At 35.0% G+C, this 16,610-nt stretch carries 15 protein-coding genes and 2 pseudogenes; 4 read left to right on the top strand and 13 right to left on the bottom strand.

Translation table 11 applies throughout. From position 1 onward, the window contains the following. Positions 1-491: 491 nt before the first annotated feature. Positions 492-760 (bottom strand): annotated as a pseudogene (locus PH210_RS25285) (IS110 family transposase); the annotation flags it as partial. A gap of 247 nt (positions 761-1,007) precedes the next feature. On the opposite strand from PH210_RS25285, the gene PH210_RS25280 reads away from it, so the two are divergent. After that, complete coding sequence (locus PH210_RS25280; protein WP_289989141.1) at positions 1,008-1,391, top strand: DUF3231 family protein; 384 nt, start codon at positions 1,008-1,010, stop codon at positions 1,389-1,391. Positions 1,392-1,640: 249 nt separating this feature from the next. On the opposite strand, the gene PH210_RS25275 is transcribed toward PH210_RS25280, so the two are convergent. The 5 genes and pseudogenes from PH210_RS25275 to PH210_RS25255 all read right to left on the bottom strand — a co-directional run bounded on the left by PH210_RS25275 (position 1,641) and on the right by PH210_RS25255 (position 5,292). Then, the gene (locus PH210_RS25275; protein ID WP_092268213.1) at positions 1,641-2,066 is read right to left on the bottom strand and encodes an ASCH domain-containing protein; all 426 of its coding nucleotides are present in this window, start codon (positions 2,064-2,066) and stop codon (positions 1,641-1,643) included. A 241-nt stretch (positions 2,067-2,307) separates the two neighbouring features. Further along, positions 2,308-2,931 (bottom strand): NAD(P)H:quinone oxidoreductase, encoded by a 624-nt coding sequence (wrbA, locus tag PH210_RS25270; protein WP_289989140.1) that lies wholly within the window; start codon positions 2,929-2,931, stop codon positions 2,308-2,310. Between the two features lie 121 nt (positions 2,932-3,052). Then, a complete protein-coding gene (gene cdaS / locus PH210_RS25265) occupies positions 3,053-3,679 on the bottom strand; it encodes a sporulation-specific diadenylate cyclase CdaS (protein ID WP_289989139.1) in 627 nt (208 codons plus the stop codon). A gap of 798 nt (positions 3,680-4,477) precedes the next feature. Beyond that, positions 4,478-4,750 (bottom strand): annotated as a pseudogene (locus PH210_RS25260) (NAD(P)H-dependent oxidoreductase); the annotation flags it as partial. Between the two features lie 38 nt (positions 4,751-4,788). Continuing rightward, the gene (locus tag PH210_RS25255; protein ID WP_483312147.1) at positions 4,789-5,292 is read right to left on the bottom strand and encodes an MFS transporter; all 504 of its coding nucleotides are present in this window, start codon (positions 5,290-5,292) and stop codon (positions 4,789-4,791) included. 270 nt (positions 5,293-5,562) lie between these two features. On the opposite strand from PH210_RS25255, the gene PH210_RS25250 reads away from it, so the two are divergent. Continuing rightward, a complete protein-coding gene (locus PH210_RS25250) occupies positions 5,563-6,798 on the top strand; it encodes a benzoate/H(+) symporter BenE family transporter (RefSeq protein WP_289989138.1) in 1,236 nt (411 codons plus the stop codon). A 203-nt stretch (positions 6,799-7,001) separates the two neighbouring features. Here the strand turns inward: PH210_RS25250 and PH210_RS25245 are convergent, their stop codons facing one another. From PH210_RS25245 to PH210_RS25220, 6 genes are all read right to left on the bottom strand, one after another. After that, a complete protein-coding gene (locus tag PH210_RS25245; RefSeq protein ID WP_289989137.1) occupies positions 7,002-7,979 on the bottom strand; it encodes an NAD(P)H-quinone oxidoreductase in 978 nt (325 codons plus the stop codon). A 22-nt stretch (positions 7,980-8,001) separates the two neighbouring features. Beyond that, a complete protein-coding gene (locus PH210_RS25240; protein WP_289989136.1) occupies positions 8,002-8,370 on the bottom strand; it encodes a TetR/AcrR family transcriptional regulator in 369 nt (122 codons plus the stop codon). A gap of 363 nt (positions 8,371-8,733) precedes the next feature. After that, positions 8,734-9,162, bottom strand: a complete 429-nt coding sequence (locus tag PH210_RS25235) for an organic hydroperoxide resistance protein (protein WP_289989135.1) — start codon at positions 9,160-9,162, stop codon at positions 8,734-8,736. 140 nt (positions 9,163-9,302) lie between these two features. Continuing rightward, entirely contained in the window at positions 9,303-9,812 is a 510-nt protein-coding gene (locus tag PH210_RS25230) for a hypothetical protein (protein WP_289989134.1), read from the bottom strand. Positions 9,813-10,531: 719 nt separating this feature from the next. After that, a complete protein-coding gene (locus tag PH210_RS25225; RefSeq protein WP_289989133.1) occupies positions 10,532-11,440 on the bottom strand; it encodes a R2-like ligand-binding oxidase in 909 nt (302 codons plus the stop codon). 549 nt (positions 11,441-11,989) lie between these two features. Next, positions 11,990-12,913: a metal ABC transporter substrate-binding protein gene (locus tag PH210_RS25220; protein WP_289989132.1), complete on the bottom strand. Its 924-nt coding sequence runs from the start codon at positions 12,911-12,913 to the stop codon at positions 11,990-11,992. 245 nt (positions 12,914-13,158) lie between these two features. Here PH210_RS25220 and PH210_RS25215 point away from each other — a divergent pair, with 245 nt between their 5' ends. Both PH210_RS25215 and PH210_RS25210 read left to right on the top strand, forming a co-directional pair. Further along, positions 13,159-14,139 (top strand): permease, encoded by a 981-nt coding sequence (locus PH210_RS25215; protein ID WP_483312146.1) that lies wholly within the window; start codon positions 13,159-13,161, stop codon positions 14,137-14,139. A gap of 15 nt (positions 14,140-14,154) precedes the next feature. Beyond that, entirely contained in the window at positions 14,155-15,081 is a 927-nt protein-coding gene (locus PH210_RS25210) for a TIGR03943 family putative permease subunit (RefSeq protein ID WP_289989130.1), read from the top strand. Positions 15,082-15,308: 227 nt separating this feature from the next. Here the strand turns inward: PH210_RS25210 and PH210_RS25205 are convergent, their stop codons facing one another. Beyond that, positions 15,309-15,776 (bottom strand): hypothetical protein, encoded by a 468-nt coding sequence (locus PH210_RS25205; protein ID WP_289989129.1) that lies wholly within the window; start codon positions 15,774-15,776, stop codon positions 15,309-15,311. Positions 15,777-16,610 lie beyond the last annotated feature (834 nt).

Genomic DNA, 16,610 nt, shown 5'->3' with positions numbered 1-16,610 from the left:
CATAGTAGAACACAGTATAAAAAGACAAAATCGAGTATAGACAGCTTTTTTGGTATAATCGAAATTAAAATGATTGTTATCCAAGCGATACATGAACTTATGAGCAATTGCATACTCTACCGACAACTCCAATATTACCCTTGCAATAATTTTTTTTATTATTTCCATTTAATTTACTTGTATTCTATCGTAAATTTATTCCTGCTACATTTTCTCTATCGCCTCGGATTTAATCGAAAAGTTAACTTACTCATTACTTGAATAAGGAAAAGCGTGACTTGTTACAGCATCTCACCCGTTACTATAAATATAATCCTTCACAAACTAACTTCAAAGTTTTTCTTATATGTAATCAAACCAAATCAACATGAAAAGAGTACATGGAATACTAAGCAATAAAGCCAACTTGTAATTAACAAAGTGTAGTCGATCCATGATAATGTTTAATTGAGTGAAAATATTTCAACCCTATCCATTCGATTAAAGCAAGTAAGGAAATGAGCTAAATTGAACCAATAATGACCTGTCGGCTCCATTCCTACGATCACTTTTTCCATTTTATTTTGATCCATCAACTTTTTATGCCACTCTATGAAACAGTTAAAGCTCGAATTTGTATTTTCAAAATAAAAGGGTGCCGAAAACTCTAAACCTCTAAAGTCCTTGGCTCTTGCCACATGCTTGTATTTAGCAATATCAACACCTTAATTAATGTTTGAGAAGTAATTTGAGCAATCTTTTCATTTTGGTTATAATTCATTTAAATAGCCTCCTGGTATTATGTTTGTGTCCTTTTTGCCGCCAAGCTTTGGACACTCATATCTTACCAAGGGGCTTTTTTATATTCAAACCTCATATTTCTTCATTACAGGAATGCTGCCCGTTAGTTGATCAACAAAAATAGCGGCCAAATCGGCAGCTGATTCTTTAACTCTTGCACCCGTTAGCTTAAGTACATTAATTCACAATCTTTCTTATAGTTTAAGAACTTATATTCTTAGGTATCGTTGCCAAACAGAAGAAGTACAAAAGTATTTCCAAGAAGGAAAAAACTTTGTGAAAAGCAATTCGGAGAACTAAGTGCTATTCTAGCAAAAGATGAATTGACATCTCCTGCTTCATGGGTATCTGAAGTTACAAATTCCACTGTTTCCCCTTATTCTGATAAATTAATGTTAAATCATATTGATATTTTGGTTTCCGCAGCAGTTGGTTATTTTGCAGCTGGTGCTTCTATTTCTCAAAGAAGAGGCCTTGCCATGAAATTCACAAAGCACATGGCTGAGATAGGGCTGTATACGGCGGACGGAGCTCAACTTTTAATTAAATATGGTTGGATGGAGCAACCACCTTTAGCTGAAGATCGTGAAAGTTTAAGAAATATAAAGTAAGTGTACCTTATGAATTGGCTACCAATGTTATTTGTGATACCGGGTGTAATAATTAGATTGAAAAAATAATTAATCACTCCTACTAAAGAAAATACATTTTCTCATTCAGGAAAAATGGTATTTTTATGTTAACGAAATTTATGTAACCGTTCTATACGTGTTGTGGTGAAAAAAGGTCTAAAAACTTAATGGCACCCAAATAATTAAGTCGGTGTATTTATTCTGCGGATAAGTTTTATCTAAAAATTGTTATAAATTATATTCCCATAGTCCTAGTTTTCCTTTCGCTGGAATAAACTCATCCAGTATCTGCATGTCCTGAACTTCCCAAGCAAAACCTCCCACTTGAAAGTCACCTAAAAAATAGTCATTACCTGATACAATTCTTCCATCCTCCAGGATTGAACTCGTCTGGTTGTTTTCAGTCACCATCAAACAATTTTCCAGCCTGCATACCGCAATGATCATGCCAGTTGGAAGGTTCTCTTTTGTGTACCCATGCTTTCCAAGCAACGCCTGGATTGCTACATGGTTGCAGACAGCCTTATCTATTTTTTTACTTGTGTGAATGGCCAATGGCCCTCGATAATTCGTTCTCCATGTCCTTGTTTCATATTTGGCCTCACGAAGGACAAAAAGACTTGCCCAAGGCTGGATCATTGATAAAACCTTCATTCTAACGGCCTCCAACCGATAAAAGTTTACTTTGTTTATAGAGTTTCCCTGCAGAAAAATTTTATCAACATAGACCTTGAAAAAACATCCATTTTTAATTATGGGAAACCACTCTGTTTTGCTGTTTCATTATGTAACTAACTTTTAAATCTATCGCTCAATATTGGGTTCCTTACTGAAAACAAAATATAAAAGCCAAAACTAAAGAGAAAATCTAACTAGTCGATTAGCTCTTCTAACTTTATTGATTCCCTTTCTTCACCCATTCCGCAACCGTAACGGTGCGTTTTGCTTGGTGCTTTACAGCGGCTTGAACAGCAGAAAAATCCTCAATCATTTTGCCATTCTGGTCAACAGTTACACTTGTTCCATAAGGGTTTCCACCTGCTCCAAAGATTACTGGATCAGTATAGCTTGGAGTGGCAATAATAGCTCCCCAATGGTGCATCGTTGTATATAATGACAAAATGGTTGCCTCTTGACCACCGTGAGGGTTTTGAGCAGAAGTCATAGCACTTACTACTTTATTTACGAGTTTTCCATTAAACCACAGCCCCCCTGTTGTATCTAAGAATTGCTTCATCTGTGACGGCATATTTCCGAATCTAGTTGGAACGCTAAAAATGATTGCGTCTGCCCATTCTAAATCTTCAAGTGAAACAGTTGGAACACATGCTGCAACTTCCTCGGAATAATGTTTCCATACAGGATTTGAATCAATAACTTCTTGCGGAGCTAATTCAGGAACTTTTAAGACCTTAACATCTGCTCCAGCTTCTCTTGCTCCTTCGGATGCCCACTGTGTTAATTGATAATTTGTTCCTGTTGAACTATAAAAAATAATTGCAAGATTTACATTTGTCATTGGAGCCAATCTCCTTACGTTTTATTAAAATAAGAATCCACATTGATAATGTTGCCCTTCCAATAATTTTCAATCCCTCTTTAAACTTCTTTTTTAGATGTTTCTATTGTTATTTATAAACTTAAAAAACTATGGGTTGTGTAGTGTTAATTGGATAAAGATTACCATTAATCGCAAATGAAATTTGGCCAGTTTCCTCTGAAACAACAAGAGCAAGGGCATCACTTTGCTCAGATATTCCGAGAGCTGCACGATGACGGGTTCCAAGCTTCTTTCCATCAAATACTTTATTAGTTAAAGGAAGTACATTGGCTGCTGAAACCACCACTTTTCCTCGGATCAAAACAGCCCCATCATGGAGAGGGTTCCCAGGGTAAAAGATAGCTTCTAATAATTTATGTGTGACCATAGCTCCAATTGTGGTTCCTTTTTGGATAATAGTTTCAATAGAGTCACCACGTTCGACTACTATCAATGCTCCATGTTTTAATTTGGAAAGGTGCTGTACAGTAGTTGACAGGGCCTTATATGTATTAGTAAAAGAGGATAAATAGCATTCTAAATAATACGAGGCTGCCGTAGATTCAATTGAATTTAGCTGGTTTTTAGCATCCTCTAAACTACCTAATACACAATAATTTTCATTTCCTAGAACGTTTAGGTTAGATTGCAGTATATGTATTAGGTGTTTAATACCATTTTCTAAATTCTCTTTCATTGGTGAAAAATCACAATTTGTGTTCTCCAAGACGGTCCCTCCAGATCGTTTATTATCATTAACCATTGAATGAGTAAATTCCAAATATGCCCCTTCTAAAATGATTCTGATTTAACTTAATATAAGAATGGTATGTTGTTTAAAGTGTTCCCTTCTTTTGTTTAATGAATGACAAGTAGCATGGGCTTTTTAAAATAAAAAATAGAACTTCTTATCTCTCATATAATCGAAAAAACAAAAGCTAATCGTTAGTTACGATTAGTCTTTAAACGAATAGTTTATTGATTTTCTTTCATAACTCATTCTGCAACTGTTATTGTACGCTTTGCTTGGCAGGTATCAATACCATTTGTAACAACAAGCCACTCATAATGGTATTTATGCATATATTACTTCATGAATAAAATTCTTATCCCCATGAATAATTGGAGGGAAATTCACATGAACCCTGTAGTTTATAGTTGCCCAATTTGTAGAAACCATTTTTACGGTATTCCTACCGAAGTTTCTGAAACGTCAAGAATTACAACTACAGATCGCAGTTCTCAGAATTTGCTTACTCCGACTGACCATACTCTGATGGTAATTGATCATCACCCCAAATGACATTTTCAGTGCAATCACATGATATTGCACATTTGCGAAATAACCTCTCTTGATTGGCAAAAACCGCAAAATTATTTAGTATCCCTACTATAATGACAACTATTACACCCAATCACTTGGTTACAATATTTGTTAAAATTACAGCGTGATTTTGCTATTAAAGAAACTTACAATGAGACACTCGATATTATAAAACAACACGGGGGTGCTTACGGACTAGGAATTAAATGCTTTTTTATCTTGAAGTAGACCAATCGGGCCGTTTTCTGTATATTTGAAAGTTTTCCCAGCTACAGAAACTGAATCAAGATAAGCCTTCATAACTGGAGGGAATGAAAAGTTCCAAAATGGTGTAACAAAAACATATTTATCTGCAGCTACAAATTGGTCACTTAACTCGCCTAAACGGCCAACTTTTGCTTTTTCTTCGGTATTAACTGCATCAAATGATTGTCCAGATTGAAGTTTTCCCCATCCGCTAAATAACTTTGTGTCCCTAATAAGTGCACCTTAATTGTTCAATTATTTTGCTATTACGCTTTCGCTTTTTCCGTTAGTTTAACTCTTGAAGTATTGGACCGACGGACGGATTGCATGAACCAGAGCATCGTGAATAACGAGAAAATGCATACCGCAATTAAAGCGCCGTACACATTTTCATAGGCACGGACCATCGTATTCCTTTTTTGAAATTCGGGTAATATACCGCAAACCACAACGGAAAACGAACCGCCGAAAAACTGGATGAGCTGCATGAGTCCCATGCCTGAACCGATCAACTTGGCCGGCAAAATACGTGAAGTTTCGTAGTTTAAGAAAGCTAAAGTTACAGAGGTTGCAGGCGAGAAGAATAGGTACCCGAACAAGATGACATTTGGTGATGTGCCTAGGACCGCCCAAAAGGCTATCAAAACGATAGCTAAAATCCCATGCCCGAGAATCAGAAACCGCACACTGCCGTACTTATCGATCCAGCGTCCGATGAAGAACGTGAGAAAGGCTGAAAAAACGGCGCCTGGTCCGATAGTAAAGCCTATAGCAGCGGAGATTTGCCAAATAAATTAGCAAGTGCCAGATAGAAAATATTTTTCTATAAATTGTTACCCACAAACCACATCCACTGATTTATTGCGAGCCACTTTAAAATTTATATATTTCATAAATTAAAATGGATGGTAATAAAAATATTGGATTGGAGGGTTACAAAGCTGTTAAATCTTTTATTATGAAAGAATAGCTAAAATTATGTAATTTTATAATTTTTAATAGAATACAAGCAAGCACTTCATATAAAAAGGGGGAGAAACATGAATAGTTTTCCAGAGGATAGAATTAGCAGGAATAGAGTATCCTATAAGGATTTAAATCATAAAAATATTTCGGCAGGTTTGATTGCAGGAATATTCATTATTACGGGACCTACTGCTCTTATATTGGAAGCAGCAACAAAGGGAAACTTCAGTACCACACAGACGATTCTATGGATATTTGCAGTCTATGTATTTGGAGGATTATTTGGCATTATTCTTCCCATGTATAGTCGGATACCGATTGTTGGTGGCCATACGCTTACTGGTATTGCATTCCTGACAACGATGACATCGCAGTTTAGCTACCATGAATTAATCGGAGCATATATTATTTCAGGCATTTTAATGGTACTCATTGGATTTCTGGGTTTTTTCTCAAAATTGATTAAGTTGGTGCCTAAAGAAATTATTTCGGCAATGCTGGCAGGAATGATTACAAACTATATGGTGAATTTTATTGTTTCCATCAACAAGCTAATATTAATTGGATTTATTCCATTGGTGGCCTTTTTTATTTTTAGCAGGTGGAAAATAAAAATTCCGCCTGTAATTGCAGCGATTGTCATTGGAACTATATTATTGATCTGGTTCTATCCATTGAATAACATTAAATGGAATACTGGAGTGATTATGCCCCAAACTCAATTACCTGATTTTAATATAGTAAGTTTCCTTTCTGTCTCTATCCCGCTTGCATTTCTCATTTTAAGCAACGATGCAGCAGTTGCGGTCGGTGCATTGGAAAAAAATAATTATCGGACCCCTATCAATCAAATTATTACAATTAGCGGATTATTTTCAATCATAACAAGCTTTTTTGGAGGTCAGTCTGCAAATATTGCTGGAATGGCAACAGTAATATGTGCAGATGAAGAGGCAGGTCCAAAGGAAAAAAGATACATGGGGGCTGTAGTGGCGGGTGTTCTTCTTCTCGTTTACGGTTTATTCTCTAGGAAACTGGTTCCACTAATCCAAGCATTACCGAAAGAGTTCATTTCAATGATTGTTGGATTTTCGCTTCTCGGTGTATTTGGAAATAGTTTGCATCAATCTTTCTCAAAGCAAACAATGAAGATAAGTACTGTATTTGCCTTCATTATTGCCTTATCAAAGATTACCTTATTAAGTATAAGTGCGCCCGTTTGGTCCTTACTTGTTGGTTCTCTCATTGCACGGTATATTGAAAATGATACTATCGGAAAAATTGAAAAAAAGGAAAAAGAAACAGCTTAACTTATAAAAGTAAAATGAATTTTGGCCCTATAAAAAGGTAGAATTCAATTAGCGAATTCTACCTTTTTTCTGTAAACTGTACACTTTCTTTGCATCAGAGCCTATATGAACAATTTTCTCAAATCAGATTAAAATCCGTCCCATGTAAAACAGTGTTAATTTAGCATTTAAAGAAGTATGGTTAAATTAAATTAAATTCGTTCTTATTCAACTTTTAGAACAATCTTACCAATGTTCCGATTTTCCTCCATATATTGATGAGCTTCGGCTACATCCTGCCATTCGTAAACACGATCAATAATCGGAGCCAGTTTTCCATTTGCAAACTTTTCATTCGAAAATGCTTCAAACTTACGAGTTAGCTCAATCTTAAAAGACTTACTCGTTGATCTTAATGTCGAGCCGATAAATTTTATCCTTTTTTGCAGAAATGCCCCCAAATTCACATTGGCTAATTGTTGCCCTCCTAGTACCCCAATCAAGATCCATCTCCCATCGATCCCAATGGATTTGATATTGGCATCCCAATAGGAGGCCCCAATAAAGTCGAGAATCAGTTGGACCCCGCTCCCATCGGTAATTGCTTGAACCTTTTTAGAAAAATCTTCCTCTTTATAATTTACAGTATAATTGGCCCCAAGAGCTAAACATCTATCTAACTTTTCAGCAGATCCGGCGGTGACAATGCTGGTTGCCCCTAATTCCTTTGCAATCTGGATAGCAGCTGTCCCGACACCACTTGCTCCGGCATGAATCAGAACATGTTCTCCTGATTGCAAATGACCTAATTCAACCGTGTTTAAAAAGGCTGTCAGAAAAGCTTCCGGAACGGCAGCGGCTTCCTCAAAACTCATCCCATCCGGTATTTTCATCGCCATCTCTGCGGGAATGACAACTTTCTCTGCGTATCCGCCGCCTGGCAACAAAGCATACACATGGTCACCTTCTGTCCAACCGGTCACACCGCTACCAACACCTTCAATCACACCAGCCATCTCTAATCCAAGAATGTTCGATGCGCCAGCAGGCGGGGGATACAATCCTTTACGCTGCAACAGATCGGCACGGTTAACAGCAGATGCTTTGACTTTTACAAGCAACTCACCCTCTGTTGGGATAGGGTCATGGACATCACCTATATACAAGTCTTGATTTCTTTCATCCACAAGAACAGCTTTCAACCTGATGACCACCTTTTTTTAATCATTTCATTGATTTACTTCGTAACTCCTTTATCTGTATTGCCTCAGGCAAAGATTCAAAATCTGTTTGTAAGGACGAGATTGGGCAAATGTCAAAACATCTAAAGCGTTCCATTCTGTCTATAAAAAACACCTTTAGCTTCTCTTTTGGCGCTTTAGAGGCATTGCTATTCGAAAATCTATCCAATCGTTCCATTATCTTATCGATAATCGCCGCTCCTAGATCCTCCTTTTTCTCAAAATGATAGTGAATGCTTGCCTTTGTGACACCCAGTTGTTTAGAGATGTCATCGTAGCTAAACGCTACATACCCTTTTTGTCGAATCAACTGTATTGCTAAATCAATTATTTGTTCTTTTCGATTTTCCATAATGCGATTTTAACTTACTAATAGGTAAGTGTTAATACCTCCATGTTGTTATGGTCACTTTTTATTTACCAAGTCTATTTTTCTTCAATTGTTCATTTATATTCCCTATCTCTACCGAGCTTCTTCCGTTATGTTACCCCTCGATGGAGAAATACGCGGAAGGACGATTGTTAATCTATAACTAGCTTAGTTTAAATCACAATAGATATACATCAGTTATGACTTGAACATTTTATGTCCAAAACGCCTCAGAAATCTTCTTCTAAGGCGTTTTAATATGATTCATAGAGTCTTAACTAGTCTATACTAGTGTCGTAGATTTTTCATGCTTAGAAATAATTAGTTCCAACACACTAAACTGATTTATTCAACAACCTGGAGAGTGACGTCAATATTCCCTCTAGTTGCTTTTGAGTATGGACAGAATTCGTGAGCCTTATGTACAAGCTCTTCTAATTTTCCCTTTTCCACACCAGTCCCTTTTACATGCAACGTTACTGCAATTTTGAATCCTTGATCGGCCTCATCTTTTAAGAAATCTACATTTGCCGTTACTTGTGATTCGAATTTGACATGTTCCTGCCTTGCGATGTGCTGTAAAGCTCCATCGAAACAAGCAGAGTAACCACAAGCGAACAACTGCTCAGGGTTTGTAGCATTTGGTAATTCTTTCGCTCTTGGGGAACCTGGCATTGCTAAATCCACTTTTATTTTACCATCAGATGATTCAACTCTGCCTTGTCTTCCTCCAGTAGCTGTTGCAGATGATGTGAATAATGGTTTTGTAGTCATCGATTTTCTCCTTTTTTGGGGGATTATATCTTGCCTTAATGTTTTAACAAAGAGAGAGCTTATTACCCTTTGCTCAAAACTTAGCATTTTGAAAAGCTAATCGGAAATATTCCGACTAGCTTTTCTTTTCGATTAGAATTTTATTGATTCGCTTTTTTAACCCACTCTGCAGCTGTAACGGTACGTTTAGCTTGATATTTAACAGCTGCCTGAACATCTTTGATCATTTTCCCGTCTTGTCCAACAGTAACACTTGTTCCATAAGGGTTACCTCCTGCTCCAAAGGTAACTGGATCTGTATAACCAGGAGCCGCTACAATAGCCCCCCAATGATACATGGTTGTATAAGCGATTAAATCGTTGCCTCTTTTTTTGCATCTAAAATGAACTAGTTCTTTACGAAGAGTTTTATCAGTAATGGAATCGTCTTCCTTAAGAATTTTTCCAAGTTCACGGGAAATATACCTGGAATAATCATCTAACAAGTATTCACCAGAATGCCTTGCTTTAAATTCATCATGGGTGTATATTTTTCGGTCCTTTGTGCTATTAGCATTAACCAATTCTGTCCGTTCATTTCGATCGTATATATGACAACGTCCAATTATTTTATCGGAATCTGGACCAGTGAAACCTCTACTAGGCTTCACACAATATCTTCAGACTTGTTATTTTTAAAACCAAGTCTTCCATCTTCTGTATCGGGCAAATGAATATAAGTCACATGCTTCATAATTGGTTCCGAATATTCCTCGCATCTTTTACATACTCCAATATTATTTACTACTAATTTTTGCGCACAATGCTTACAAATATTTTCATGTTAATACTATTTATTTACTATCCATTATGTGCCATAAGACTTGAATTTCTCATTTGTGATTTTATTAAACGCCTGGCGGGTAGATGATAGGCGATTGTATTGATTTAGTTATTCATGATATACCCATAATTGATTCGGTACTAAACCGTCAGGTATAAATGATTTGTTACAAACATTAACTGATGTTATTTATACTTAAATGCAATTGCCCCTTATCATCTGTAAACAAGTTTTCTTCTTCAATTAATTTACAGTAGAAAAGAATTTTAGGATAGCAAATCTAAATTATTATGCCGTGCCTTGGCTATTTTCACAAAAGAAAGCGGCGGATAAAATGATCCGCCGCAACAAAAGAATGAATACTATAATGCTTCTACAATTAACATTTTTCATTAAAAAAAGCACTGTGCGTCGCATGTGTAATGGTTTAAACATAAGGCTGTGTTAAGGCTTGCCGTTGATTTTATAAATAACTAAACCCCGCCAAGTGATGGCGGGGTTTAGTTAACAACCGATCTCCGTTACTTTAACCATTTATTTTTTCATTTATTGTAAAACAGGCTCTTCTTCTTTATTCAATACTTCTTCTAGATTGATTTCACGAGCACGTTTAAGAATATCAAGGCGTACATTCATCTGTTTTTTCGCAAACTCCAACATGTCATTATTATCAATTCCAAAAGGTTTAACACCACTTTGAATATGTTCGTCTGGGTTTTTACCATTTGTAATTGACCCTATGCACAATGGCATCAATTCATTAATTCTGTTGGTTATTACATTATAAATGTGGTCACCGTGTTCTTTAATTAATCGCTGCAGTAAATATGTACCATAACTAATGTGACGTGATTCATCCATTTTTAAAAGACTAATACCTTCTAACAACCCAGGTAATTTCCCCAATTTCCCGACACCCGAATAAAAAGCATGGTATCCTGTTTCAGCCATTATACCTTCCACTACCATATTGTAGGTTGTGGATGCTATTGCCTGTGCTTCTGGTGACTGATCATGTACTAGCCTTTCCATTGCTGCTGGTAGTTCTTCATAAAATATTTTCTTATAAGCCTCATTATGATACCGTGATAAATCTTCTTTCGAACCAACAACTTCTTCCAGGAAGCGTGTGAAAAATTCTAAATGCTTAGCTTCCTCAAATAAAAATGTAGTTAAATACATTTCCTCTTCTAAGCGTCCTTCTTTTGCAATCGTCATAACTAACGGGAGTAGGTCAATAGTAACGGCTTCTTCTCCACCGGAAAATTGTGCAATTTGTATTAAAATATTCTTTTTCTCAGCTTCTGTCAAAGTTTCCCAATCAAACCTATCTTGACTGAAATCAATATCTTCTGGATTCCAAATACCAAATTTCTTTGCTTTTACATAGAGCTTGTATGGAAATAGCTCAGTATTAAGACGACTTTTACTAACTGATTGTACTTTATTACGCATAAAAGATTCCCCCAAAGAAATAAATGAATGAATGTTCATTCAATTTTGCCTTTAATTAACTTCATCATTCATATTTCAAGTGTCTAGCACTCAAACAATGAATGAATGAACATTCATTCTAAAATCAATTTTAATATATTTTTATAACATTTCAATTATATTTTTTATAATTTTCGTAAAAATCCTACCTTTTTTTCCATCTTTTTAATTAGATGAACAATTTTCATGAGGTTTTGGTTTATCTACTAATCTCTTATCTTGCACCCGTTAGCTTAAGTACATTTCTTCACATACTCACTTTGGGCAAAAAAAGAAAGTGACCTATTTAAGAAATGAATAAGTCACTTTGGTATTAGGCTATCTTTTACGGAATCCAAGTGCAACAGCAATAAATGATAGGACGACAGCAACAATGGATAAAAATTAAAGGAAGAGAATTCGACTTATCAAAGTCTGTTGTTGCTTCATCCTTTTTAGTGTCTTCAGTTGCAGCCCTATCATCATGACCATCTGTTGAAGTTCCTTTAACAATATCCGTAAATTAGATAATTAGTCCATAATCGATAATTTCAATGAATCCAGATTTTTTTTCATAACACCAATATAGTCTAAACCTTGTTCTTGCTCTTTTTTCGTTAATCCTTCTAATGGATTTAATACTTCTGTTTTAGCTCCTATTTCTTTAGCTAACGTTTCGGCCACTTTTGAAGATGCCATCTCCTCAAAATAAACAACCTTAATATTTTTCTTCTTTGTTAATTCCGTTAATTCAGCTAATTTCCCTAATGTTGGTTCAACGTCGGGTGATAATCCTGCGATAGGAATTTGAGTCAGTCCATATTGTTTTGCCAAGTACCCAAATGCAGCATGTTGTGTTACAAATTCCTTCTTCTTGGCTTTATCAATTGTCTCTTTATATAAACGGTCCAAATCAGCAAGCTCAGAATTTATTGACGTTGCATTTTTTTGAAACTGGTCTTTATTACCAGGATCTGCCTGTTCTAAAGCCTTAGCAATTGTGTTAACTTCTTGCTGAGCTAACACTGGAGAAAGCCAGACATGTGGATCTTTAGAAGCAGCATGCTCCTCGCCTTCCAGTGCATCCATCATTTTAATCCCACTAGAAGCTTCAACAACCTTTAATTTTGAATCATTAATACTTTTCAATACTTTTTCAGTCCAAAGTTCAAAATATTGGCTATTGTAAATAAAAATATCAGCGTCTTGAATTTTTGCCATATCCTTTGCTGTCGGTTCCCAATCATGTGGTTCTACACCATTTGGTATTAAAAGTTCCACGTTTGCTGAGTCGCCTGCCACCTTTTTTGCAAAATAGTACATTGGATAAAAAGTAGTGACAATTTGCAGTTTTTTAGATCCTTCACTTGCTTTTTCACTTTTCGTTGAAGCTGCGTTTGAGCAACCACTTACCATTAATAGAAAAATAATTAATGGGACTAAAAGCCTTTTCATGTTAATTTCCCTCCCAAATTGCCTTTAATTAGGAATTATTACGATTTAAAACGAATAATTATTTTGTATTATTTAAGATTTATAACAATATATAAATCGTAATTATTACGAATTAAATCTTATAACGATTATTTATTTATGTCAATCATCAAATTTTAATGAAATGAATTAACTAGAACTGCATATCCATATGATAGAGTTGATAGATTTGAGGAGGTAGAATGGTTGTGAGCTTTATAAATAAGATGGTAAAAGATAGCCTCGTATTACTATTATTTTGTTTATTCCTTTTTCTATTTCTTTTTGCGGAGGAATTAAAAAACATTTCTTTTTTTACTAGAATCCCTAGTACGTTTTTTAATGTAAATACCATTTTTCTTAGTATTATTTTAGAAGCCATTCCATTTATTTTACTGGGTGTATTTGTATCAGCAATTATCCAATCATTTGTTTCCGAAAATGTAATTCGAAGAGTTGTGCCCCGTAATGCCTATTTAGCCCTTATACCTGCTGCTTTACTTGGAATAATCTTTCCTATTTGTGAGTGTGCCATTGTTCCTGTCGTTCGCAGGTTAATAAAAAAAGGTATGCCTTCACATGTAGGTGTGGTATTTATGCTTAGTGCTCCGATTTTAAACCCTGTCGTTTATGCATCTACTTATTTTGCATTTAAAAGCACGCCTTATGTAGCCAATGCAAGGATGTTTGTAGGATTTATAAGTTCCATTATTATCGGATTAATCATTTACAGACGTTTTAAAGGTGAAAATATTCTTAAAGTGCAGAAGGAGGACCAGCACCACCACCACCACCAAAGAGGAAATAAACTATTAGTAACCCTCTATCATGCAAGTGATGAATTATTTGATACAGGGAAGTATTTATTCATAGGTGCATTTCTTGCCAGTTTATTTCAAGCTTTCTTAGACCGAAATGTTCTCTTATCAATAGGGACAAGCACAACCTTTGCACCAATGGCTATGATGGGATTAGGATACGTCCTTTCTGTATGCTCTTCAGCAGATGCCTTTGTAGCTTCGTCATTTGGTTCCACTTTTACAGAAGGTTCCATCCTTGCATTTCTTGTTTTCGGTCCTATGATTGATATAAAAAACACCTTAATGTTATTCGGTTATTTTAAGAAAAAGTTTGTCATTTATCTACTATTGGTAACTCCTCTTGTCGTCTATTTTTCGGTATTTATTTTTCAGCAAATTTTTTTATAAAGGGGGTGTCCAATATTGAGATCTAATAAAATCCAAGATTTTTCTTTTCATCATCTTATCAGGGGAATCATTTTAATTGGATTTATGCTACTGTTATTTAAATTACTTCTAACGAATAATATATCTCTTTTAATCGCACCAAAAATGATTCGATTTATTTACTTTACTCTCTTTATATGCCTTATTCTTGGAGTTCTTCTGATTATAAGAGGAACTTCAGGGAAAGATCATTCTTATCATTGTGATTGTGACGGCGGTCATACCTATCCTTCCTCTTTCGGGAAAAGTGTCTTTCTTTATTTATTGTTTATTATTCCTATAACCACAGGATTTCTTTTCTCGAACAATGTTCTGGGCAGCTCTGTTGCAATGAATAGAACAATTAAATTGGGAGCTACCTCTCAACCGACTGAACAAAAAAAAATCATAAATAACAGTTCAAATTTACAATCATCATCTAATACCAATAAATCTAATACATCAAATAACACACAAAGTGTACTTGATAATCAACCTGAGCCTTTAACTCAAACAGAATATGATGCGTTGAAGAATAAAATATTAAAGGCAAATATGATTAATATAGAAGATAACCAGTATGTAAACATAATGAACATTATTCAAGATAATCTAAATGCGATGATTGGAAAAACGGTAACCACAAAAGGATTTGTATATCGGGAAAAAGAATTTATGCAAAACCAGATAATTGTTGCTCGATTTGGAATCACATGTTGTGTTGCCGATGCTTCGGTATATGGAATGATGGCAAAAGGAGATGTAGCTACATTGCCGAAGGATAAATGGGTTCAAGTAACAGGAAGAATTGAGCAAACCCAATTTAATGGAGAGACAATTCCCGTTATAAAAATTGTCCAACTTTCAAAAATAACTGCTCCGCAGCAGCCCTATGTGTTTGATTTAGGCATTAAAATTGAATAGTCCTTGAGGCTTAAATATGACCAATCCATTTAAAATTAATATAAAAAAAGCCGATTTTCCTAAATTGAGAAGATCGGCTTTCTATAACTTTGTGAAGAAATGTACTTAAACTAAACTGCCCCGTTAGTCGAATAAGAAAAAGCCACCAATATGGCAGCTACGATCTTTAGCTCTTGCACCCGTTAGTTGAACAAAAGTCCTTCTTTATTTAAGGTTTCGAATGAATGTTACTTAACATTTTCCTTTTCAAAGATTCCTTCCTGCCATATCTGATAAAGATATAGAATTACTGCTAATATTGTCATTGCTAAAAGATTTTGTAGAGGAGAGAAACTGCTAGCTTCTCTTATCTCTAGTTTGTTTAACATTTTAGTAAGACCCATCCCGTAGAAGAGGTCGATAATTAAATTAACAATAATATATATCCAAAATCTACGAAATGTAAAATAAAATATCCATATAGTACCCACCAAGAAAACACCATAAACTGTAAATAATGGTGCTAATTTATCCCATATAAAAAGAGTCTCTTTAAATTTCCACCAGTTATATGACCAAGCCATTTGAGCTAATATAGTGTTTAACACGGTGGCAAATAGAGCAACAGGCATATATCTTCGAATCGCTTTACCGTTTAAAAAGAACAAAGAAATCCATGGAATAATAAATAAGGACCAAATAATTACCTTAACCATATTTTTGTCCCTTCTAATTGACTTTAATATATTATGCCCTTTCTGGTTAGGTAATATTATTTTCTATTCAACTAACCTGCCCCGTTAGCTCAAAAAGAAATAAGACCGCCGCAGCGATCACCTTCTTTAACTCTTGCACCCCGTTATTACAACAAGAAAAGCCACCTTTGTCGGCAGCTGAAGTCTTCAATGTATTCACCGTAAATTCATTACTTTTTATTTAACTTTTTAATGAATTCCTTTCTAACCTACATATCCACTTATAATATCCTAATAAGATTAACAGAAGTATTGGGTCAACAATCGCTGAATGCCATAAACTCCACCATTTGTAATGAAAATAACCCCAAGGTTCAGGAAGTAATGTGTTTATTTCATAAATTAAAATACCTACTACAAAAAAGCACATATAAAAAATTCGATTTATCATTTTGGATTTAAAAGGGAACCAATTTAAAAACATCATATTCACTGGTGGAAGTAAAACTGTATGTGCAGGCAACGCTTTCCAATCAACACCTGAGGTAATATACCAGTAAGCATGATATTTCATATCTATAAACAAATCGAAGATATTTTGGAAAGCAATAGTAAATGTCCAAATGCAAACTATTTCAATTGAATTTAGTCGTTTGTTTGTCTTAAAGGCAAAAAAATTAAATACAATTATTGCAATAATGAGTCCTATCATAAGATGTTCCTTTTTATTATTAAACATTTCCAATAAAGGGGTAATTATTCAACTAACCTCCCTCTATATAGAAAGGAAAATCTCACGATTTCTCTTGTTTTCTCCAAATTTCGTAGTAGTTTGTTTTAAAGTCCAATTGAACA

This window comes from Paenibacillus sp. BSR1-1 (assembly GCF_030403775.1).
Classification (GTDB): Bacteria; Bacillota; Bacilli; order Bacillales; family Cytobacillaceae; genus Neobacillus.
This window is presented reverse-complemented; position numbering and strand designations above follow the sequence as displayed.

Bases quoted from the DNA above. Each gene is read 5' to 3' on its own strand.
- PH210_RS25275 (WP_092268213.1), bottom strand. From the start codon at position 2,066: ATGAAGGTTTTATCAATGATCCAGCCTTGGGCAAGTCTTTTTGTCCTT.
- wrbA (WP_289989140.1), bottom strand. From the start codon at position 2,931: ATGACAAATGTAAATCTTGCAATTATTTTTTATAGTTCAACAGGAACA.
- PH210_RS25250 (WP_289989138.1), top strand. From the start codon at position 5,563: ATGAATAGTTTTCCAGAGGATAGAATTAGCAGGAATAGAGTATCCTAT.
- PH210_RS25240 (WP_289989136.1), bottom strand. From the start codon at position 8,370: ATGGAAAATCGAAAAGAACAAATAATTGATTTAGCAATACAGTTGATT.
- PH210_RS25235 (WP_289989135.1), bottom strand. From the start codon at position 9,162: ATGACTACAAAACCATTATTCACATCATCTGCAACAGCTACTGGAGGA.
- PH210_RS25225 (WP_289989133.1), bottom strand. From the start codon at position 11,440: ATGCGTAATAAAGTACAATCAGTTAGTAAAAGTCGTCTTAATACTGAG.
- PH210_RS25220 (WP_289989132.1), bottom strand. From the start codon at position 12,913: ATGAAAAGGCTTTTAGTCCCATTAATTATTTTTCTATTAATGGTAAGT.
- PH210_RS25215 (WP_483312146.1), top strand. From the start codon at position 13,159: ATGGTAAAAGATAGCCTCGTATTACTATTATTTTGTTTATTCCTTTTT.
- PH210_RS25205 (WP_289989129.1), bottom strand. From the start codon at position 15,776: ATGGTTAAGGTAATTATTTGGTCCTTATTTATTATTCCATGGATTTCT.